We start from the raw sequence: 22,266 nt of genomic DNA on the forward strand, positions 1-22,266 counted from the left end.
ATTTATCAGACAACCCATGCAGCAACAAAATTTTTCAAAATTCCCGGTTTTAAATACAGAGCGGTTAGTACTTCGCAGGCTGGCTTTAACTGATGCCAACGAAATTTACCAATCGCGCTCAGATGCTACAGTTGCTGAACTAATAGGAAAAGCCCCTTTTACAACTATTGATCAGGCTGTTTCCTATATCAATATGATTGATGGCGTAATCAATAAAAATGAATCCATATTCTGGGCAATTTCTTATCAAAACACTCCAGCAATGATTGGAACCATCTGCCTGTGGAATTTCGATATACCAAATGCAACTGTAGAACTCGGGTATGAATTGCTTGAGGCGTTTCGAGGCAAAGGAATTATGGCAGAGGCCATGGTTTCGGTTCTTGAATATGCATTTATCGAAATGGGAGTTGAAAAAATAATTGCATGCCCGTCCGGCGATAACCTGCCCTCAGTAAAACTGCTCGAAAAAATGGGATTTGAACTGTCTCAAGATCATTTTTCAACTACACATGAAGGCGTTCCCGGTATGCTTACCTATGTTATTACTGCAGGAAAATAAAGTTTGCATTTTCCTGTAATGGCATGCAGTCTGCAACGATTTAACCAAATTAAACACCAGCTTAAAGGCTATAGCATGATGATAAAAACAAATAACCGTCTTCTTTTGCGCTACGTAATGGCAATAACTATTAATCTGCTCCTCATAGCGAATATTTTATATGCACAAACTGTTATAGAACCAGTAATTGCCGGCGATTTTGCCGATCCATCAGTTATCCGCGCTAATAATCAGTATTATGCCGTTGGTACTTCTTCCGAGTGGGCGCCACATTTCCCGGTTTATACCTCTAAGGATTTGTTAAACTGGAAACAATCAGGTTATGTTTTTGAGCGTGCACCAGAGTGGACTTCGGGATCGTTTTGGGCGCCTGAATATGATTATCACGACAAAACCTATTTCATTTATTATACCGCAAGGCGGAAAAAAGATAATGTTTCGTGCATTGGCGTGGCTACCTCAAGATATCCCGACAGGGGCTTTGTTGATCAGGGCGTTATTATTGACTATGGGAAGGAAGCCATTGATGCATTTGTTTACCTTGATGGCGATACGCGCTACATTACCTTTAAAGCTTATGGTTTGGATAAGCGCCCGATTGAGATTTTAGCGTATAAACTCGCTAAAAATGGACTTAAAACAACAGGTGAGCCTTTTTCATTGCTTAAAGACGATCAGCGGATAGGTTTAGAAGGGCAGAGTATTATGAAGAAAGATGGATATTTCTATCTTTTTTATTCGGCCGGAAACTGCTGTGGGGCACAATGCGATTATAACGTAAGGGTGGCGCGATCGAAATCATTTGCGGGGCCATACGAGCTTTATGTTGCCAATCCGTTATTAATGGAAAACGAATACTGGAAATGTTCTGGCCACGGCACTTTTGTAAAGGCAGCAAATGGAAAAGATTATTACCTCTACCACGCCTATAACAAAAAGACCAATGTTTTTTCGGGCAGGCAGGGGATGCTTGCGCAATTAAGCTGGCCTGAAAAAAATGGATGGCCCGTGCTTAAAGAACAATCAGGCCCAACGCTTAATCAGGATTTAAAAATAACATTTACCAGCCCTGAATTTGATAAAAGATGGCAATGGGATTTCAGAAACTCAATGCCGGCAATTAAACAGCAAAACGGGCAGCTTCATTTATCCGGAAGTATAAATAAAGATAACCTTAGTGGGATCGCATTAACTCTGAGGCCTGTATCAGCAGTTTTTGAAGCAACTACAACGGTAACCAATACCAATAATGCCTTAAAAGGTTTAGTGTATTATGGCGATGCTGGTGCCGCTTTAGGAATAGGGGTAATTGGAAACGAAATAGAATTTTGGAAAGTAGAAAATAAGATCAGAACCGTGCTTTCTAAAATAAAAATACCCTTCAATAGTCCGGTAGAACTTAAAATGAAAATTGAGGATGATTTGAGTGTTATGGCTTTTTTTAAGCAGGAAAATCAGGGGTGGCAAAATGTTCCGGTTAATGAAAAAATTACCGTTAATTTCTTACCACAATGGGACAGGAGCCCTCGTATTGGTCTTCTCTTTAAAGGCAGTGTTAATCAGGGTGCTGATTTTTCTGCTTTTGAATTAAAGTATTGATTTGTTGGAGGTTGCATCATAAACAGGATTGCTATGCTGAGCTTGTTGAAGGATCTGCCTTAAAACCGTAAAAGGCGTTTCGACAAGCTCAACGCGACAAAATTCCAGAATAATCGGGTATTTATGAAATCAATTAATTCTACCACTAAGCCCTCGCTAGTCTAAACTCATTGTAACACATAATTACATTAAACCCGAGGAAAATGATGGTCTCTGAACTTACTTTCAGTTTATTGATGTCAACCCCCAAAACTGAGGAAATAAATAAAGTAGCGAAAACCAGAATCGCACTTAAAAAGATGCTGATAAAGGCCGAACGCAATAACATGGTAATCCTGAACAGGTTTGCCTTAAAGAAATATTCCGGACTCCGGATCATCTGCACCAGATTCACCATGATGAAAAATCCGATGAGCAGCACGTAAATGTTCATGTAAGGCGTTGCATTATCCCACGATAGCAGGTTAAAATATCCTTTAGAAACAAAATAAGCAACAATGCCGAGGCAAATGATGATTTTAACAATCATCCAGAATTTTTTACCTGAAAGCAGGACGTACAATTTTGGGTATTTAAGCCTGTCAATTTGCTCAGCAATTCTCATTAACTTTAACGATGGGGGTAAGAAAGGGTTAAACATGCCCAATAGTATAAGCATAATGGTGCTGCTAAACTGAAAAACAGCATCACTCATCAGGCGGTCCATCTTTTCCTGATTCAGTATCGCATCATTTGAATAGGTAAATATTGATAACGAAATCAGCACAATAACCACAAAGTGAAAGATAACGCCGGTATAACTGCTAAAACCTGGTGTACTTAATTGCTCACCTTCATCATTTTGTTGCTTGTTACCGGATGAAAATTTTGCGGAAAGCGCTTTAAGAGAATCTGCTGTGCCCCTTGCCATTAATGCGATGGCCAGCACAAAAATCCCGATACCTAAAATTAAACTGGCTATACCTGCCGCTTCGAAACTAAACAGGCCCAGCAAAAATATGATGGCACCAATAGTAGGAGCAACATGTTTATACTTTATTTTGGTTAAGCCATGCATATTAAGCAGCAGCGTGTAAAATAACCCGAATGCAGCACCTATTGCAATGGCCATGAATAATTTTTCGGTGATACTTCCGGGCATAATTTAGCTTAATAATTTTTTAGAGATCATCATCAAAAAAATCAGGATTTTAATTCCATCGATAATATAGGGAAGGGCTTGCCGGCAGCATCGTACTCACTCCGTTCGATGGTTACAAAACCTAGTTTTTCGTAAAAACCTACCGCCTGATGGTTCTGCTCATTTACATCAACCAAAGTTGCACCATGTTCTTTTTTTGCAAAATCGATCAACTTTCTTCCCAATCCTTTTCCACGTGTTTCCGGATGAATAAAAAGCATCTGGATCGATTCACCAGTAATGCCAATAAAGCCCATAATATTCCCTTCAACCCCGATGCTATACAATTTTACCTGATCAAAATATTCAGTTAAAATTAACGAACGGTACGTAATAATATCACTTTCAGAAAGGAAATGGTGTGTTGCCCTAACCGAACTTTCCCACACGGTAATCAGTTTTTCGTACTCCTTTTTGCCCGCCTGTTCAATTATGGCTTCTTTCATTCAATGAATATTTAATTATTATAGTTGCCTGTTTCTATGATGTAAGGCAGTTTTTAAACATTTTGTGTTGATATTTTGATTTTGCATCGTGCCACAAACTTAGCTGATCTCAGTTGGCTAAGTTGCTTATAATAAATTGTTTATTGTTAATTTTTTCTCGCAAAATCAATTCTGTTATCCGTTTTCCACCTTCCATTTGATTACTTTCAGTTCATCGCCTATACTAATGATTCCCGGGTGCTGGTGCAGTAAATTTTGCCCGAACAGGATTTTTTTGTTGATGGTGCGGTAGCTGGCTAATGTTCTCAGCGGTTCCTGTCCTTTTTCGCCCGTTTGCTGATCGATGGTAATCAGTACGCATCTGGCGCAGGGTTTTACGGCAGAAAATAAAGTTCCGCCGATGGAAAAAGTATCAAATCGGTCTTCAATATGTGGTGTTCCACCCGTAAACACAAAATTAGGCCTGAAACGGTCCATCCTGATTGGCTTTTGAAGTTTTTCATTCAGTCCGTTCAAAGAAGACTGGCCAATAAGCAAACAGGGATAACCATCGGCAAAACTCACCACTTCATCATTTAAAGCATACCTCGGGTCAACCATCCGTTTCTCTGCCACAGGCATTTTTACCAGTTTTACTTTAAATTGCAGGAAATCAGAAAACCAGTTGCTTACCTCTGTATTTACTTCAACGCCGGCAGTGGTATCATTCCAGATTACAACGGGAATCTGCGTTCCATTATCTTCCTCCAGATCAAAAGAAATACTTTGGTTGGCTTGGATTTTATGCGAAATAATTAACCGGTTATCACTGATTGATACCGCAAGTAAAGCCAGTTCGAAATATTTTCTTTGGGTAATAAATGTTCCTTCTTCATCAACAAGCATCCATCTCCTGTCGTATTGGAGGCCTTTTTCTTCCAGCCTGGCCTTTTCCAAACTGATCCCTCCCAATGATTTGATGGGATAAATGTGGAGCTCAGAGAGGAAAAAACTGTCCATGTCATCCATCATTTAAAGTATTTCGATCCCTTTCTGTTCAAATGCTTCAAAAATCTGTGCATTAATCATGCTTTTAGTCAGATCGGCCTTCGAAATATCCTTACACCAGAAATAAATATTGATCTTACTGTTCAGTTTACTCACCGGACTGATCATAATTACCGGTTCTTTGCTGATAAAAACATTGTTGTTTTCGGTAATAATTTCCCTGATCAGGTTTACCACATCTGTCGTATTAAATGGCTTGGCAACGGATAAAGTAATATTTACCCGCATCTGGTTGTTGCTCAGCGTCCAGTTGATGATATTGTTGGACAGAATAGCGCCATTTGGAATGATGATTTCGGCACCTTCATCGCTAAGCAGCGTACTGGCCCGAACGCCGATTTCTTTTACACGGCCTTTTTTATCGCTCAGTTCTACAATGTCGCCGATACGGATTGTTTTATCAAAAATAAGGATGATACCCGAAACAAAATTGCTTACAATATTCTGTAAACCAAGTCCGATACCCACACCTAAAGCACCCAATATCACCGTGATTTTATCAATAGGCAAACCTGAGGCCGCAACAGCAATTAAAAAGCCTCCGATTAGTAAAACCAAGCGGGTAACCAGTAATTTCGATCGTTCGCCCTTATTATCATCAAAGCTGTCGTCGCCTGTATCGCCAAAGAAATAAGCAATGTATTTTTGTAAGAAATTGGCAATCCAGATAATGCCCAGAAAGAGCACCACCCCGCCGAAAGTAAAAGAGAAACTGCCGATAATTCTTTTTTCATTCAGGATTTCCATTACCGATTCGTACAGGCCGTTAAAAATATTCAGGTTGGTGGTAAAAATCACAAACCAGATAATGGTGGCACCTATACCTGTAAGCCTTTTCAGTCCTGCAATTACCGGCTGCCAGTCAAAATATTCAGGAAAACCCTTGCGGATCCTGCTGCTTTTCATCTGCAATAAAAACGCCTCCACCAGCACTTTTGCCAAAATGGTGAGCGATATCGCATTTAACAGCGAACTTACCCCTGTAGAATAAAAAATCTGTGTAAGGGTAAAACGGCCAAATAAATTGCAAAAAGTGGCTATAATGGCAAATCCCGTGTAAATAAATCCGGTAAAGAGGATCATCCGGTATCTTTTTGTTTTTTCATCCAGCATTTTCCAAACCATAATGCCGTAAGCTACCGAACTCACTGTTAAGAAAAGCAAGAGCCAGCGCTGGTACCTAGGTGGCATGCCTAAAAGACGAAGAAAAACCGGTGCAAGCAGCAGTACCACAAAAATGCACCAGTAGTAAAATAACTTTTTGCCCAGTTTTTTACGGAAAAATACCGTAAGCAGTATGGCGAGTATCACCTGTACAGCTTCTATGTAAAGTGCCGGTGCCCTAAGGTCGAAAATTGGGGCCAGGGTAAAAAGTGTGATAAAAGTAATCAGGTAAGGCTGAGGACTAATCAGTGAAAAACCATCAAGCGTTTCTAAGCGGCCGCGTTGTTTCACACTCCTGAAATTAAAAAACACCCAGAAGAAAAATACAGCGCAGGTAAATAGTAAAAGCAACCGGCTGCTCCGTGTATAAACAAAATAATAGCCCGATATTTCCTGTTCGCCCTGAATGAACCTGCGGAACCCTACACTTTTATTGGCTGGTTTATTTACCGATTCCCAAAGGTAACGGCGCTCCTTGCCAAAAGCTTTAATGCTTACTGCTTCAAGTTGATTATCAGTAAGGTACATCAATTCCTTAATGTTGATCAGATTGGCCGAAGTTCTAGCCTGAAAATTATTGATCGTTAAGGTCGTATTTTTAAGCAGGCTATCCATCACCACCCGTTTCTTGCCCAGTTCGCTAAACTGATCCTTAAACAAAATGCGCACGGTAGGCGAGGTAAATAATTTAATCAGCACTGTATCTTTCCGCAGGTTCAGGATTTCCGTTTTCAGTGCCCGCAGTTCTTTTTCATATTCATCAAGATCAGCTAAACAATCTTTATTATTGCTCCGAAGCTCTTCCAGTAAAGTCTGGTCCATCTGCAGGTTCTGCAGGTTCAAGGTACGATCGCTCTGCGTTAACCTGCTTTTTAAAAGGGCCAATGCAGCTTCATCTTGTGTTAAATGTGCCCCAATGGGCTTTAGTTTCTTAAAAGAAGCTACGGTAACCGGCACTTTGTTCACCGTTTCAAATACTTTTTCCAGATGTGCAAGATAATCGCCCTTTGTTAAGGTAGCAGAGTCGGCAAGAATCGATACATCCTGACCTTTATCTCCCTGGTTCTTTTTCTGAGCAAATGTATTTGTTGAAAAAAAGAAGGTAAAGAAAATTAGAGAAATATAAATGATGGTTATAGGAAATGGTTTTCTGATAATCATTGATTTGAAAAGTATGGATTAAGTACCTCAATAGAAACTTATTGTTCAAAAATAGGGATTAGAATTGGTTTTATGCATGGTTTACAAGTCGATTACGGCAATTGTAGACCATTAAGCTTAAATGAATCAAAATTAATGCCTTTCTTGACAGAGATTAACCGATTTATACTAACATTTACCTGTATTTGCAGTTTAAACAACAGGATAACCCGGGCGATAATTAATTAACGAACCAACCGATGAGTAAAGCCGGCATTTATTATACCACAATATTATTCTTAACTATCTTTTCAACCACCGCACTTGGTCAGAGTACACGGCGATTGGTAAAAGATTTCGACCACGACCTTAAAAAAGATACCGTGTACATTAATAGTGATACCAAAACACTAGTATGTAAACTGTCTGGTCAGAAATTTAAGAAAATAGAGAGTCAGAAGATCTGGAAACTCAATTTTGGGAATACGCTCGTTGCCCTTAAGGATGGTTTCGAATTTTGGAACGATTACGGCAGGTCGGGCTTTATAAGCACATTTGCCTATAATAAAAAAGAGAAAAAAATGCAGCTGGTGAAGATGAAGCAGACAGATTATGAAATAAGCGGTACCTATTCAGGAGAAAACGGCGGGACCTCAGTTGTAGATTTGCTGACCAATAAATATACTGCTCATTTTAGGGTTTTACGCAATAAAAAGATTGTCGAATTACCTGTAATCAATCGTATAATGATTTTTCCTAAAACCTACCTTGAAAATTTTAGTGATGATATTAACTTCGATTATGAGGAAAAATGTGTGGCCCTTTATAATCAGTACCAGGCAAAAAAATAAATAGTATTCGAAATCTGAAAGAATAAGGAACCAGGGAATTTATTCCCCGGTTCTTTAATTTTAATCCGGTTAAGAAACCAGATCCGGATTGATCATGTTAACTAATTATTGCTTTCCTAAAAGGTAATAAATTGCTACTTTATCGTTAGCGGTAAAAGCGCCTGGCGCATTGCATGAACGCATCCATGAATTAGCATCAGTTTTTGGCGTTCCAGGGATTAAACTGGCAGTTAATGTTAAATCAGGAATTTTTTTGCCATTCGCATCAAGCAAATATTTGGTTCCTTCCGGATTGGTCAGATAAACAATCGTTGGTTCACCTGTTGATCCGATACCGCAAGATCTTCTGTCCACATAATCTGTATGTCTGAATCCAACGCAATGTCCGAGTTCATGGGCAACCACCGCTGCAAGCTCAGTAGCAGTAAAATCTGTTGCATTGTAATATTGATTATTTAGCGCAAATCCCGGACCAGGCTTACCATCTGCAGTTGGAAATCCGCCTGCCTGTCCTAAAATAATCTGGCCGTTAGCATCTCTGCCACCAAGATCTTTCATGGTAACTACAATATCTGATGTTCCGGTCGAACTTGTCTCCAAAACAAAAGTCGTTTTCAGTTTTAGGTCATTATATCTCTTAATGGCTATCGTAGTGGCATCCGTTACAAGTTTTTGTAGATTACCACCATCAACCTTAATTTTTATTTGTCCGTTGTTAATATATTTAGCAGCTAAAGTATAACCCGATTTATACTGCTCGGTGCTGGGGCCGGTTTTTGCCGTTAGTTGCTCCCTTAGCTCTTTTTGGTGGGTAAGATCTTTTGCAGACATTAAAATATCTCCCTCAACAAGATAAGAATCTCCTATTTTTTCTGCGTCGGTAGTAGAAAATCCAGCTTTCATGATAAGGATTTCTTCTGCCTCCGTTAACTTCGATTGGTTTGGCGCTTTTGTATCAGATAATTCATCACCTCCATTTTTTTTACAAGATGGCAGGGCCATAATCAGAAATACAGCAAATGAGCATATCATCAAACCCAGCTGCTTTGTTTTTTTAAAGTTTTTCATTTTTAGTTAAAATAAGTGGTTAAAAAATAGTTAGTTCTCCGCTTGCAGATCGCGACTACAGGCAGATAGTTACCCAGGTGTTTTAACAAAAAAGGATGTGATGAAATTTATTTTAGGAATAATACTCAAAGCTAGGAACATATTAACTGCCTCAAAATCCTTTATCAGAATTTTACACGAATCCTGAGTAAAAGGCCTTAATATTTTACTGTGTAGGTATTTTATTACTTTTTTTTACACGAAACTATTATTCTGACTGTTGATTTATAATACATTATGAGGTGATAGTAATGTTATAATGAGAAAAACCGCGTTCAGTTTAAGATTGAATGGCCTGATCGTATTTGAAGATATTATATGTTTTTTTCAAATTTTCTTGTCCTGATGAAATGAGAAATTTATCCTGTAAAGAAAATTGAATTACCTTTATACCAATACTGCAAAGGTTTTAACATCTGAATTATTCCGGCAACCTTATGAAAAAACAAAGCAAAATTATCGCCCTTTTAGCATTTGTACTTTTGTTGGCCATTGTATTGGGTTATAAATATCATTGGCTTAATGCTGATAAATCACCTCAGCAAACAACAGATAGCGTGGCCAATGCCATTGTACACGTTGCTGCGAAAGAAACGTTGGTAACTATCTCAAAAAAAACAGAAGAACAAAAAGAAATAGGCGGTGCCGAATTTCCGGAGAGCGGTAATACCATTGATGACTTTGTAACCAGCCCCTATATTATCGCGATGGATGCTAAAGGTTTGTTAGATGACGACGATCTGGAAGATGTGGTTCTGGTACTTCAGAACAAAACAGACAGCACCGATCTCAGGCCGGTTTTGGTGTTGTTAAAACAGGCTACGGGTGGCTATCGTTTGTACGCAACCTCCTGGCAGGCTATTGGTGCAGCATATATTAACGGCGATTATCAACAGTATGATAGTGAGGATATTACAATAGATAAAAATAAAACCTTAATCATATCAACTTACGGTAGTGGTCCGGTTGGTAACCGCGAAACCAGATATAGTTTTAAGAACGGTGAACTTGTTCTTACTTACATGGAAACATATAATGCCGGGGCAGGCCAGCAAACCATTGCGAAATATGATGTACTGGCCCGAAAAATAACAGTTGAAGATATTAATACCATGAAAGAAGACATGCCCGCAAAGCTCAGTTACGGAAAACTGCCTCCGCATAAGCCATATCTCTTTAAAGAAGTTGATCCGGTAAGTGTTTTCTCAGAGTAAATATATTGAGAATCAATTTTTTTAATTGTAGCGGCAGGGGTTTATTATCCGTTTATAACTGTAAAATCAAACACCTAACCAAAATAATGAAAAGATTATTACCGATGATGTTATTGCTGATCGTGATTTCAGCATGTAAAAAAGAGAAACAGGGAGATTATTCTGAAACAATTACCAAAGGCGAAAAATGGGGCATTCAGATTGGCAGTACACCAGCTGAGGTATTTGCCCAGTTGCAGCAGGCCGGCAAAACACTTGATTTTCAGAATGTAGCAATTTACGGCCGTAAGCCCTATAGTTCTCCGGAAAAACTTGCCGGGATTCTTCCATTTTACTATGCACTAACGGTGTATAATAATACCGGAACTTTAGATCGCGCTGTATTTTTATTTAGCGGGGATAAAGTGCAACAAATTGCAACAGGTGGCGGACTTACCTCTGATGTTACGAAATGGCCAGATGGAGCTGCTGATGATACGGCAATTAAAATAGATGATCCTGTTAGTGAAATGGGGGCAAAACTGCTGAAAATTCATCAGCTGCCGGCCTATGCTGCTTATGGATTTGTGCTTTCTGATAAACCTTTAAACAAAGCGTATGATCCTGATCTGAATAATTATACCGACTGGCAGTTTGTATTTTCTGATTTTATAAGTTCGAACGTTATCGGATCATCAACTGTAAAATTACATTTTAGCGCAGGCAGGTTAGAGCGGATGGACCACGATTACCGGGAAGGGCAAATTTTTAATTAAATGGATTGAATTAACAAAAAAGGGCGGCAAAATTATATTTTGCCGCCCTTTTATATATGCTGATGACTTATTTAGCCAGTGATGCAATTTGAAGTGTTTGCTGATTGTTCATTTCGGTTTTTAAAGCTGCAAAGCGATCTAAATTTAACTTTTGTGTTTTTCCCATTACCAGAATGTGGTTTTGAGTAGCGCCTTTCAGTTTTAAATCGGCTTTACCTTCAATCACAGTATATAAACTCTCTGTTTTTGAGTTGATTTCGGCAACAGCGTTTTCTTTTAAGAATAACTGAAGATATTTGGTGTCTAATTTACCTTCTGTTTTTACCACTGCATTTTCAGAAGCCTGTACCCTGTAAATGTTTTTTACATAAACTGTAATTTTCGCAACATCTGTACTTGCAGAAGTAATTTTTAGCGCATCTCCATCCTGAATCACTTTAACACTTCCGGCATTGTCGTCATTATAACTTACGCCTTCTTTTTGGCACTGCACCAGTGTAACTTCTACATTTCCGCTTACAACAACTTTACTGAAGTTGTGTGGAGCCGAAACTTTGACTGGTTGTTTTTCATCAGCCATTACGCTGGTGGTAAAAATAGATGATGTTAAAACGATTGCTGCTAAAAGCGATTTTGTTAAGGTTTTGATTGAGGTTTTCATAATGCTGTTTTTTATATTTTTAAATAATATTTTGTTTCTGTTTTTGTAGATAAGATGCCGTTAAGGGCAAAACGTTGCACCAGAAAACAGGGTATTATACCAACACAGCGTATTCGTCGACGAACGCCCGATATCAACAGGTGAAAAGATGAAATTATTTTTTCGGAGATTGTAATTATTGGCTGAATGCCTGAACTACAGTAAGCATTAGAATGATGCCCGGGGGAAGATTATTAACGATTGATTTCCAGCACGTAAAAATTCATCGTCATTTTATTTTTTGGCCTGTAGGTAGAATCGTCCGATTTGACTTTCTTCAGGAACTCCTCTTTATCATATGCTGCTACCAATTTATTCAGCGAATCTTTAACCTGGATTTTAAAGTCATTTGGGAAATAGGTGCTGTCGCCCACCTCTACAGGTAGCATGTGTTGCGAGGAATGGTATGTTCCTGTAGTTAAATTTAAGGTATCACTTACTTTTTTAATTTTATTTTCCTTTTTATATGCATAAGAAATAATTATGCTGCGACTGGATTGGGAGCGGTTTTTCATATCTAACCATTTATGCCGTGCCGCTTCCTCAGCATTTCTTTCCCGGGGATCGGTTGAAGTAAGAAAAAGGATGGCAGCTATGGCAACAAGGAGAACAATTATGCCTGCCAACAGCCCGACGGTGCCAATAATTTTAACTTTTAAAGACTTTTTTCTAAAAAATAAAAGGTTTGCAAGCAGCAGTATGGCGAAAATGCAAAAAAGGAAAAAAATAGTCATAATGTTGCGTTTTTAACGGTCAAATGTTATTAGCTTGTCGTTTGGTAAGTCATATTCATACAGTTTATCTGCCTCATTGTCGAAATATAGCCATTGTATAGTATTTATGCGATGTTCTGCACTTGCAGCAATACCAATCAGCACATATTCCTTATTGTTACGGGTTTGTTTTTCAATGGAATAATTTATTTCTTCCTTATTTTTTACCAGTTGTTGTAAAAGTTCATTTTTCGAATTGGCTACGTAATATTCAACCATTGTATAAAGTTGATCCAGGTATGGTTTTGAATAATTTTCTTCTTGTGGCCAATGGTATTTTAGTGGTTTGCGGTATGCTTTTCTGAATTTTGAAGCGTTTCCGTCTTTCAGCTTTGCTACAGAAACAAGCTTATCTGCCTGTTGTGGCGTATCGCCATCGCCTGCAATATAAATGGTGTCGGTAGTCCATGTAACAGCTATAGTATCACCTCTTAACAAGCTTCTGTCGTCGTTACCATCATTAACAAATGAAAATTTTTTATCCTTTCTGCGGGCTATAAGTAAAAAATAATCTCCGTCATCATTATAGCCCACAAATTCCATGGTATCCGTTTTATGAGGATTATTTTCAACTGTCTTTTTTACTTCGATTGTTTTTTTGTTTGTGTCGGCAACCGTAAGCTTATTCTTTTTCTCTGAATCTGCATGACAGGAAATTAAGGTGCAGATCACTAAAATCTTCCATACGTTGCTCAGTTGAACCTTCATTTGTTGAGTAGCATTATTTTTTATAGGATGAGCCGTAAATATATGTTTTGTAGCTGAAAAATTTGAGCAAAAAAAAAGCGACAAATCAATTGTCGCTTTGTATGATTATTTGTAGTTAATTATTTGCTTAATGAAGCAGTTTGGATAGTTGCTGGCGAAGTCATTTCTGTATTTGAAGCCGCAAATTTATCCAGGTTTAATTTTGGTGTGCTGCCCATTACTACGTTGTGGTTTTGAGTAGCTCCGCTTAATTTTAGATCAGCATAACCTTCCATTACAGTATATAAACTTTCTGTTTTCGAGTTGATTTTGGCAACAGCGTTTCCGGTTAAGAATACCTGAAGGTATTTAACATCAAGTTTACCCTCTGTTTTTACGCTGGCATCATCAGAGGCCTGTACCCTGTAAATGTTTTTCACGTATACCGTAATTTTTGCCGGACTGTTATCTGTTGAGGTAATTTTTAGTGCCGATCCATCCTGGATCACTTTTACATTTCCGGTATTTTCATCGGCATAGCTTACACCTTCGGTACCATTCTGGATCAGCGTAACTTCTACCTTTCCGCTTACTACTACTTTATCGAAGTTTTTTGGTGCCGACATTTTTGCGGGTTGTTTTTCGCCAGCCATTACACTGGTACTGAAGATTGAAGCGCTTAATACTAAAGCTGCCATTAAAGATTTTGCTGAGGTTGAGAATAAAGTTTTCATAATGCTTTTATTTATATTTTTAATTAATAATTTGTGATTGTTTGATAATGAGACGCAAGGAATTGGGAAACGTTTCAGCCCGTTTGGCCGTATTATACCAACACAGCGATATTCTCGACGAACGGCTGTTAAAATCGGGCGAAAAAGATTGCATCTGGCGTTATTTATCTTGTTACTGTTTGAATCGTTACCTTTAAAAACCAATATTAATGACATGCATGCTTTAGTTTCACATAAAAGAGCGGATTTGTTTCACTGGCACATAAATCTGGTGCAAATCTTATTGATTTTTTTTCCTTTTTTTATTTTCGAAAAGGCCATTGCACAATCTTCCTCACAGAGCCGGATAATCCAGGTGGAGAATAGCCTTACTGAAAGAATCCGCTTCAGTGGTTCAAAGCCAATGAATATAAAGGACAGAATGAAATTCTATAAAGTGCCCGGATTGAGCATTGCAGTAATCAAAAATTATAAGATCGATTTCGTAAAAGCTTATGGAATGGCTGATGCTGAGTCAGGTATAGCAGTTAACGATAAAACGCTTTTTCAGGCCGCATCCATAAGTAAATCGCTGAATGGGCTGGCGATCATAAAACTTTTCGAATCTAAAAAGCTCGATTTATATGCTGATATCAATCAATATCTTAAAAGCTGGAAGTTCCCTTATGATTCGCTTTCTAAGGGAAAGAAAATCAGTACCGCGAATCTGCTCAGTCACACCGCGGGCCTGAATGTGCATGGTTTTGCAGGATACGAAAAGGGTAAGCCTCTTCCTTCCCTTATCCAGATTTTAAACGGAACCCCACCTGCAAATTCAGCGCCAATACGCTCCATATTTGCACCGGGCCTGCGCGATCAGTACTCTGGCGGTGGGATAACCATCAGCCAATTACTGTTAACGGATATTTCTGGTCAGCCTTACGAAAAATATTTAGCTGAACAGGTACTCAGGCCCCTGGGGATGCTCTCGAGTACTTTCGCCCAGCCAGCGGTAAATGTAGCAAAAGGCTTGTTGGCAACCGGATATAATTCAGAAGGAAAACCGATTACTGGAAAATACCACATTTATCCAGAACAGGCCGCCGCCGGGTTATGGACAAATCCGACAGATCTCTCTAAATATATTATTGAAACGCAGCTCTCTCTGGCTGGAAGATCTTCAAAAGTGCTCGATCAGCAAAACACTAAACTACGTCTCAGTCCTTATATGAATGTTGACGGAGCTGCTTTAGGTGTTTTTATTGAAGATTATAACGGGATAAAATATTTTGGGCACGGAGGAGCCAATGAAGGATTCAGGTGCGGCTATTACGGAAGTATGGAAGGCGGCAACGGTCTGGTAATTATGGTCAATTCAGATAATGGAGAAATTATCCAGGAACTCATCAACAGCATTTCTACGGTATATAGTTTTAAAGGGTTGAGTAAATCCAGGACCATTACTATCGCATCGGTTTCAGATCATGATCTAAACAGTTATCCGGGCAAATACCAGCTTACACCCGATCTGGTGTTAACCATCAGCAGGGAAGGGAAAAAACTATATGCCCAGGCCACCGGACAATCACGAATTGAAGTTTTCGCAGAAACCAGTTCGAAGTTTGTTTTTAAGGATATACAGGCAACAATGGAATTTGTAAAAGATGAGGACGGTGTGGTTAAAGAACTTATTTTCATCCAGGGGGATACCATCCATGCAAAGAAACTTTAGGTTTGCCTTTAAATCCAGCCTTTTCTTTTATCCACGGGGCTAAAACGCAAAAAAAGAGCGGTGGGTGTCCATCGCTCTTTTAATTTTTTAGTATTGCTTATTTAGACAGCGCTGCAGTTTGGATAGTTGCTGGCGAAGTCATTTCTGTTTTTAAAGCCGCAAATTTATCCAGGTTTAATTTTGGTGTGCTGCCCATTACTACGTTATGGTTTTGTGTAGCTCCGCTTAATTTTAGATCAGCATAACCTTCCATTACAGTATATAAACTTTCTGTTTTCGAGTTGATTTTGGCAACAGCATTTCCGGTTAAGAATACCTGAAGATATTTAACATCAAGTTTACCTTCTGTTTTTACGCTGGCATCATCAGAAGCCTGTACCCTGTAAATGTTCTTCACATATACCGTAATTTTTGCCGGACTGTTATCAGTCGAAGTAATTTTTAGTGCCGATCCATCCTGGATCACTTTTACATTTCCTGTATTTTCGTCTGCATAGCTTACACCTTCGGTACCATTCTGGATCAGCGTAACTTCTACTTTTCCGCTTACCACTACTTTATCGAAGTTTTTTGGTGCCGACATTTTTACCGGTTGTTTTTCGCCAGCCATTACACTGGTACTGAAGATTGAAGCGCTTAATACTAAAGCTGCCATTAAAGATTTTGCTGAGGTTGAGAATAAAGTTTTCATAATGCTTTTATTTATATTTTTAATTAATAATTTGTGATTGTTTGATAATGAGACGCAAGGAATTGGGAAACGTTTCAGCCGGTTTAGCCGTATTATACCAACACAGCTATATTCTCGACGAACGGGGGTTAAAATCGGGCGAAAAACAGTTCATTTTTAATAGAAATTTTAGATCTGTTGCTTAAATGCGTTAGAATTAACATTCATAAAACACCTGCTTAACGGCCTGTTAATATTTTTGCGCATGAATCACTTTTGTAGTATCGTATGAAAATCTCCTGTAGTATTCTTATTTTGTTATTATCCAGTATTGCAATTGCTTCGCAAGCGCAAAGTCCTGCTGAAAAATTAAAGACGGTTTTTAGGGCTAATAACAAGCATATTTTAGTGGCAGCACACCGTGGCGACTGGAGAAATGCACCTGAAAACTCTTTGAATGCACTTTACAACAGTATCAAAAAAGGATTCGACATCATGGAGCTTGATGTGAAGATGAGCAAGGATAGCCAGATGGTGGTGATGCATGATAATACCATCGACCGCACCACCAATGCGAAAGGAAAAGTAGGTGATTTTACCCTTGAGGAACTTAAAAAGTTCAGGCTAAAAAATGGCCTGGGCCGTGTTACGGAAAACCAGATCCCAACCATGCGCGAAATGATGCTGGCGGCAAAAGGTAAAATCATCATTAATGTAGACAAAGGAAATGATCATCTTGATCTGGTATTTAAGGTGCTGCGCGAAACTTCCACCATTGATCAGGCCATTGTGAATGTGGGTGATGATGTACCTTATGGAGAACTGAAAACCAAAAACGTTATCCCGGAAGATGCTTATTTAATGGTGGTGGTTAATGCGAAAAAGAAGGAAATGCAGGATGTCATCAAGTCTTACCTGCCTAACCAAAAAACGATTATTCAGCCCGTTTTCGATACCGATACTTTAAGCAATCTAAAAACGGTAAAGAAACTGAACGGTAAACCATTAATCTGGCTGAACAGTTTGTGGCCCTCATTGAACGGAGGCCATGATGATGACCGCGCCGTTGAAAGAGGAGAAAAAGAAGAAAGCTGGGGCTGGCTGATTGCTTATCACCCTGCAATCCTGCAAACTGATCGTCCGGCTGACCTGTTGATTTACCTGAAGGATAAAGGATTGCATCAATAAAGATTATACCAATGATGCACCCGGTTGGAGTTCGTAAGGGGCTTTGCCGGGTTCGAAAATTCTGGTTTCTTCACTTCCTTCTGTAGTGATGTTATTACCCGATATTCTGATCCAGTTTCCTTCACGTAAGCCAACCACTTTGATGTTGTTCTGGGTTAAAAATTCATTGATTCTGGTTTCCCTTGTTTCCCCGTTATGTTTTAGATCAGGATTTGGGTCGAGATAATGTGGATTAAGGTTAAAGGGTACCAATCCCATACAATCGAAAGAAGAAGGATAAACAATCGGCATATCATTAGTGGTTTTCATGTTAATGCCGCCAATATTACTGCCTGCGCTACAGCCTAAATAAGCTTTTCCCTGTTTAATGTTATTACTCAGTACCTCCATCAGCCCAAGTTCGTGCAATGTTTTTACCAAAAGGAAAGTATTCCCTCCACCGGTAAAATAACCCTTTGCATGATTTATGGCCTCAACAGGGTTTTGAAATTCATGCAAACCTTTTACCTTAATGTTTAATGTTTCGAAAAAATCGCTGGCTTTTTTGGTATATTCTTCATGCGAAATGCCACCTGGCCTGGCAAAGGGTATAAAAATGATTTCATCTGTTCCTTTAAAAAGGGTAATAAGTTCATTTGTTAAATATTCCAGGTAATTTCCACCGAAGAGGGTAGAAGTAGAGGCCAGTATAACATTCATTTTAGTAAAGTTCTTTTGCTACAAAGTTAAAAAACGGATAGCATTTTGGATTCCCAAAGATGCGTTATAAATTTAATTTGACAGGAAATTATGCTAGAATCATTAAGTCAAGCTCAACAGTTCTGTTCTATATTCTGCTCAAAATTTCTAAGCGCATACCCAGATAACTGGCGAAATAACATTGGGGTATCTTTAATACAAAGAAGTAAAGTAAAAAAAATACCTGACAAGAAATTTCAAGAAATTAATGCTGTGGATTGGATATTCTAGGTGTAGTGATATATTTCCTTTTATCGCTGATCCATTCTTTTAGCTTTGGGAAAACGATCAAAATTACAAATGCCAATATGGATATAATCAGTTGTAATGTAAGGTTTACCTTGGTTACAGGGTTCACATCCATATCGCCCATTACAATATATAAGCGGTACATACTTCTTATAATGATGAATATCAATAGATATTTGCTCCATTCGAATCTGCGTTTGATGAGGATAAATAACAGGTAGCGAAGGGTTAATATTGATATAAAAATAATAGTTTCCTGCGTACTCTCGTAATCGTATAAGAAAAGATTTACGATTCCGATTAAAAAAGTAATTAAAATAAGTTTTGAGGACAAGGAATACTTGTTCTGCACTAGTTTAAAATTCACCAACTTATACTTTTAGGACGATAGACAGTACAAAGGTCAAAATAATTTTTAACATCAGATAACTTACATGGTAAAAGAACTGTAAAGCTTTGATAATTGTCATTGTGTTTTTTATCAAATAAGAAGTTAAAAACAAAAGCCGCTGTTAAGCGGCTTTTAGGTATATTATATTGAATTTAAAATTATTCCTTTATTGACCTTTCTTTGATTTTTACAGCCGGATTGCCCTGATAAATAGAATATGGCATCAAATTTTTTGTTGTAACGCTACCCAATGTAAGTACCGAGTGACTTTGAAGTATTACACCGGGGCCAACTTTGGCTGCGGCTCCGATCCACGCACCATCTTCCAGAATGATGGAGGAGGTTATCAGATCAAACCCCGTACTTTTATAGTTGTGGTTGCCCGTAATTAAAATGGCCTGTTGAGAGATACAACAGTTTTTGCCGATTTTAACATGATCAAGATTGTCTATATAACAATCGGCCAGCCAGCTATAATCACCCACCTCCAATTTCCAGGGATATTTAATATGGATGCCTGGTTTTATACGTACCTCTTTTCCTATCTTAGCTCCAAATAATTCCAGGAAAAAAACAAGTACAGCGCTAACAGGCATCATCCTGCTTTTAAAAAAGAATACATCTGTAAAATACCACAGAAACTGTTTAATTACAGAAGCACCTATCTTAAAATCCCCCGTGTCAAAATTTTTATTTAACTGTGTTTTTAACAAATTTATTATTCTGTAGGTGGTAATGGCTTAAACCTTCACTAATTTATTGCTTTTTTTGATCCAGAAGTATAACATCGTAAAAACGCATATATATACAATAATATTGAATACCTCGTGGTGATAAGTAAAATTATTGCGTTGCGATTTGAAGAATCCGAGTAAAACGCCCAGGCCCGCAATACGGAGCACATTTAACACATAAACGGTTATTAAACCGATTACCAGCATTTTAAGAGTTGATTTCCTTGATGCGGGAAATGCTAATACAAAAGCAGCCAAAAAGCTCATCACGCCTAATCCCAGGCAAGAATAATTAACACGAAGGTATGGGCCTGATACAACCATCACATCCATTTCATTGTAAATGGCATAAAACCCAAATGCCTTTATAATCCATACTGCAGGCACAATCAAAGCGGACTTTAAGCCCTGAATATAGTTTAAATGCTCAGAAATAAACGGATTGTAGAATCTGGAGCCTGGTGTCATCACGCTGTTCATAAACAGGTTGCCCTGGCTAAACAGAATATAAAGTATAAAAAGGGCAACCACAAATTTGATTGCTTTTTTATTGGCCTGTTTTTTTGCTTCTTCTGGGGTCATATATTATCGGCACTTATAAATTTAACGGTATGTTTTCTGTAGGGCCTTAATTTTTCTATCCACCAGTCGTCTAAACCAAAAGCCCTGGAGATAATGAAATTTAATACCGGTGCGGCCTTCAAATATACCGAGTTTAAAAAACATCCGGTAACTAAAATAAAGATAGGGTCTTAAACCCAGTGGAAGCTTCCACCACAAGCGTTTTAGCCAAGCACGTTTTTCGTCAGGACTGCCCAGTAAATTAGGCTTTAAGCTCTGGTTTCTTAATTTTAGTATCCGTTCTATTTCTTCCTGTGCTACCAGATCACTATAACGTTCGTGTTTGGCTTTCCAGAAAGCAATATCATTTTCTTTCAGGTTTTCTTCCAGTATCCAGCCTTTCTTCCAGATTTTAGCTTTACCTGGCGCAATAAACCGGTGGTCCATGTTTTCATTCAGATCAGAGAAGCCTAACCCTGTCCTAAACATTTTTAAAAGGTAAAAGGGGTAAAATGTACCAAACCTGATCCAACGGCCCTGAAAGAAATTTTTACGGTTAAAGTAAATGCCATTGATATCTTTATTATCATCCTCTTTAAAGTTGGCAAGCATTTCGAACAATTCAGGTGTAACGGTGTGATCGGCATCGAGTCCAATGGTCCATGGGGTTTCTACTTTGAAATTCTTTAAGGCGAAATCCCATTGTTTTGGGTGGTTTATAAAAGGATTTTGTTTTACCTCAGCGCCATATTGCTCAGCGATTTTCAAGGTTTCATCGGTACTTCCGCTATCTAGAATGAATGTTTTAGCATTCAGGTTTTTGATAGAATTTAATAACCTTGGCAAATGAATTTCTTCATTGAAGGTTAATATGATGAAACTGAAATTTTTATTCATACCAGCTTATATCAGATTCTATAATAAAGTTCAATGTATTTGTTTGCTAAAGTAATATCGTTAAAATCGTCTTTAATTATTCGCGGAGCTACAATTCTTATCTTTTTTCTTTTAACAGTATCACGGTAAGAAGAAACCAATTCTGTTTTAATTTCATTAATATTAAGACTTGTAATCCAGCCCAATTCTTTATCTGCTACATAATCGGCCAAACCAACGTGCCCGCTTATCAGAACAGGTGTGCCTACACTTAAACTTTCTATCACCACATTGGCAAAATTTTCATTGTATGAAGTGAGTACAGTTAAATCATGATCAGCCATTAAATTAAATTTATCTTCTTTATTCACCAGCCCAAGCCAGTTAATCCGGTCGCTAAGTTTCAGGTTTTCAGCTTTAAGTTTCAAACTTTCTATATATTTTGCATTTCCTGAGCCACCTATGGTTAAACGCCAGGGAATTTTTATACTTGCCAGGGCTTCAAAAAGTAATTCCAGGCCTTTTTTTTCTTCTATACGGGAGAGGAAAAGTAAACGAAATGGATCATCAGTTAATGCCTGCAAACCAGAAGCCGTTAACGGAAAACTGACTAAATTTGGGATGACCGTAATACTTTTTGGTTCAATAATTTTCAGAATATCTTGCTTCTCCTGTTCGCTGGTAGCATGGATATGGCAATATTTTAATAGTTTTTTGCCCAGAAGTTTATGGATTAAATTTTTTGAAACTGATTTTCGGTTGTTGAAAGAATAGGAGGTAAGCATGCCACGTGGCGATAACATTACAGGTATTTCGTACCATTTAGCAATTAAGCAGCTTAGTACCGAAACTAAATTCCACCAGGCATGTATGTGGATAATGAGTTTCGAGTCTGGAGTTTGGCGTATCGCTCTCCTCAACTCAATCAATAGTTTAGGAGAAAAATGACTGTGATCCTTTGTAAGGCGTTTAAAATAGGTAACTGGAACGCCATCAATTAAATTAACTTTACCCGGTTGTACCTCTAATTCTTCGGTGCCATTTGCAGTGGTTGTTAATACCTGTATTTCCTCACCATCACCAACCTTTAGTAATGCTTCGCATAAACTTGCTACACTCTGAATTGGTCCACCGTAAATATATGCGGGTTTATAAGAAGCAGTGATGTGGATAATCTTCAATTTTTATC

Annotated in this window: 23 protein-coding genes; 7 read left to right on the forward strand and 16 right to left on the reverse strand. The window is 38.3% G+C overall.

The window, feature by feature from the left end:
* The first annotated feature begins 16 nt into the window (after positions 1-16).
* Both ACTJKC_RS04890 and ACTJKC_RS04895 read left to right on the forward strand, forming a co-directional pair.
* Positions 17-562: a GNAT family N-acetyltransferase gene (locus ACTJKC_RS04890; protein ID WP_440790531.1), complete on the forward strand. Its 546-nt coding sequence runs from the start codon at positions 17-19 to the stop codon at positions 560-562.
* 75 nt (positions 563-637) lie between these two features.
* On the forward strand, positions 638-2,161 hold the full coding sequence (locus tag ACTJKC_RS04895) for a glycoside hydrolase family 43 protein (protein WP_440790532.1): 1,524 nt from the start codon (positions 638-640) through the stop codon (positions 2,159-2,161).
* A gap of 145 nt (positions 2,162-2,306) precedes the next feature.
* Here ACTJKC_RS04895 and ACTJKC_RS04900 read toward each other — a convergent pair whose 3' ends face one another.
* The 4 genes from ACTJKC_RS04900 to ACTJKC_RS04915 form a co-directional block, all read right to left on the reverse strand.
* The gene (locus tag ACTJKC_RS04900) at positions 2,307-3,302 is read right to left on the reverse strand and encodes a hypothetical protein (RefSeq protein WP_440790533.1); all 996 of its coding nucleotides are present in this window, start codon (positions 3,300-3,302) and stop codon (positions 2,307-2,309) included.
* A 41-nt stretch (positions 3,303-3,343) separates the two neighbouring features.
* A complete protein-coding gene (locus tag ACTJKC_RS04905; RefSeq protein WP_440790534.1) occupies positions 3,344-3,787 on the reverse strand; it encodes a GNAT family N-acetyltransferase in 444 nt (147 codons plus the stop codon).
* A gap of 174 nt (positions 3,788-3,961) precedes the next feature.
* Complete coding sequence (locus tag ACTJKC_RS04910; protein WP_440790535.1) at positions 3,962-4,786, reverse strand: MOSC domain-containing protein; 825 nt, start codon at positions 4,784-4,786, stop codon at positions 3,962-3,964.
* A 12-nt stretch (positions 4,787-4,798) separates the two neighbouring features.
* Positions 4,799-7,159, reverse strand: coding sequence for a mechanosensitive ion channel family protein (locus ACTJKC_RS04915; protein WP_440790536.1), 2,361 nt, complete (start codon positions 7,157-7,159; stop codon positions 4,799-4,801).
* Between the two features lie 239 nt (positions 7,160-7,398).
* Between ACTJKC_RS04915 and ACTJKC_RS04920 the strand changes: the two genes are divergently transcribed.
* A complete protein-coding gene (locus ACTJKC_RS04920; protein ID WP_440790537.1) occupies positions 7,399-7,989 on the forward strand; it encodes a hypothetical protein in 591 nt (196 codons plus the stop codon).
* A gap of 105 nt (positions 7,990-8,094) precedes the next feature.
* On the opposite strand, the gene ACTJKC_RS04925 is transcribed toward ACTJKC_RS04920, so the two are convergent.
* A complete protein-coding gene (locus ACTJKC_RS04925) occupies positions 8,095-9,057 on the reverse strand; it encodes a M57 family metalloprotease (RefSeq protein WP_440790538.1) in 963 nt (320 codons plus the stop codon).
* A 476-nt stretch (positions 9,058-9,533) separates the two neighbouring features.
* Between ACTJKC_RS04925 and ACTJKC_RS04930 the strand changes: the two genes are divergently transcribed.
* Both ACTJKC_RS04930 and ACTJKC_RS04935 read left to right on the forward strand, forming a co-directional pair.
* Complete coding sequence (locus ACTJKC_RS04930; protein ID WP_440790539.1) at positions 9,534-10,310, forward strand: hypothetical protein; 777 nt, start codon at positions 9,534-9,536, stop codon at positions 10,308-10,310.
* 86 nt (positions 10,311-10,396) lie between these two features.
* Entirely contained in the window at positions 10,397-11,065 is a 669-nt protein-coding gene (locus ACTJKC_RS04935; RefSeq protein WP_440790540.1) for a hypothetical protein, read from the forward strand.
* Between the two features lie 67 nt (positions 11,066-11,132).
* Here ACTJKC_RS04935 and ACTJKC_RS04940 read toward each other — a convergent pair whose 3' ends face one another.
* From ACTJKC_RS04940 to ACTJKC_RS04955, 4 genes are all read right to left on the reverse strand, one after another.
* Positions 11,133-11,726: a GIN domain-containing protein gene (locus ACTJKC_RS04940; RefSeq protein WP_440790541.1), complete on the reverse strand. Its 594-nt coding sequence runs from the start codon at positions 11,724-11,726 to the stop codon at positions 11,133-11,135.
* A gap of 233 nt (positions 11,727-11,959) precedes the next feature.
* Positions 11,960-12,499, reverse strand: coding sequence for a hypothetical protein (locus ACTJKC_RS04945; protein WP_440790542.1), 540 nt, complete (start codon positions 12,497-12,499; stop codon positions 11,960-11,962).
* Between the two features lie 12 nt (positions 12,500-12,511).
* Complete coding sequence (locus ACTJKC_RS04950; RefSeq protein WP_440790543.1) at positions 12,512-13,246, reverse strand: hypothetical protein; 735 nt, start codon at positions 13,244-13,246, stop codon at positions 12,512-12,514.
* Positions 13,247-13,365: 119 nt separating this feature from the next.
* On the reverse strand, positions 13,366-13,959 hold the full coding sequence (locus tag ACTJKC_RS04955; RefSeq protein WP_440790544.1) for a GIN domain-containing protein: 594 nt from the start codon (positions 13,957-13,959) through the stop codon (positions 13,366-13,368).
* 421 nt (positions 13,960-14,380) lie between these two features.
* On the opposite strand from ACTJKC_RS04955, the gene ACTJKC_RS04960 reads away from it, so the two are divergent.
* A complete protein-coding gene (locus ACTJKC_RS04960; protein WP_440790545.1) occupies positions 14,381-15,670 on the forward strand; it encodes a serine hydrolase in 1,290 nt (429 codons plus the stop codon).
* Between the two features lie 97 nt (positions 15,671-15,767).
* On the opposite strand, the gene ACTJKC_RS04965 is transcribed toward ACTJKC_RS04960, so the two are convergent.
* A complete protein-coding gene (locus tag ACTJKC_RS04965) occupies positions 15,768-16,361 on the reverse strand; it encodes a GIN domain-containing protein (protein WP_440790546.1) in 594 nt (197 codons plus the stop codon).
* 267 nt (positions 16,362-16,628) lie between these two features.
* Between ACTJKC_RS04965 and ACTJKC_RS04970 the strand changes: the two genes are divergently transcribed.
* Positions 16,629-17,528, forward strand: a complete 900-nt coding sequence (locus tag ACTJKC_RS04970; protein ID WP_440790547.1) for a glycerophosphodiester phosphodiesterase family protein — start codon at positions 16,629-16,631, stop codon at positions 17,526-17,528.
* 3 nt (positions 17,529-17,531) lie between these two features.
* On the opposite strand, the gene pepE is transcribed toward ACTJKC_RS04970, so the two are convergent.
* From pepE to ACTJKC_RS05000, 6 genes are all read right to left on the reverse strand, one after another.
* On the reverse strand, positions 17,532-18,227 hold the full coding sequence (gene pepE / locus ACTJKC_RS04975) for a dipeptidase PepE (protein ID WP_440790548.1): 696 nt from the start codon (positions 18,225-18,227) through the stop codon (positions 17,532-17,534).
* Between the two features lie 244 nt (positions 18,228-18,471).
* Positions 18,472-18,882, reverse strand: a complete 411-nt coding sequence (locus tag ACTJKC_RS04980; RefSeq protein ID WP_344848871.1) for a hypothetical protein — start codon at positions 18,880-18,882, stop codon at positions 18,472-18,474.
* Positions 18,883-19,064: 182 nt separating this feature from the next.
* Positions 19,065-19,619, reverse strand: a complete 555-nt coding sequence (locus ACTJKC_RS04985; RefSeq protein WP_440790549.1) for a WcaF family extracellular polysaccharide biosynthesis acetyltransferase — start codon at positions 19,617-19,619, stop codon at positions 19,065-19,067.
* Positions 19,620-19,646: 27 nt separating this feature from the next.
* Complete coding sequence (xrtY, locus tag ACTJKC_RS04990; protein WP_440790550.1) at positions 19,647-20,222, reverse strand: exosortase Y; 576 nt, start codon at positions 20,220-20,222, stop codon at positions 19,647-19,649.
* A gap of 21 nt (positions 20,223-20,243) precedes the next feature.
* The gene (locus tag ACTJKC_RS04995; protein ID WP_440790551.1) at positions 20,244-21,098 is read right to left on the reverse strand and encodes a glycosyltransferase family 2 protein; all 855 of its coding nucleotides are present in this window, start codon (positions 21,096-21,098) and stop codon (positions 20,244-20,246) included.
* An 11-nt stretch (positions 21,099-21,109) separates the two neighbouring features.
* Positions 21,110-22,258: an XrtY-associated glycosyltransferase XYAG1 gene (locus ACTJKC_RS05000; RefSeq protein ID WP_440790552.1), complete on the reverse strand. Its 1,149-nt coding sequence runs from the start codon at positions 22,256-22,258 to the stop codon at positions 21,110-21,112.
* Positions 22,259-22,266: the final 8 nt, after the last annotated feature.

Origin of the sequence: Pedobacter sp. 22226 (assembly GCF_052045455.1) — a bacterium.
In the GTDB taxonomy this organism is placed as follows: domain Bacteria; phylum Bacteroidota; class Bacteroidia; order Sphingobacteriales; family Sphingobacteriaceae; genus Pedobacter; species Pedobacter jeongneungensis.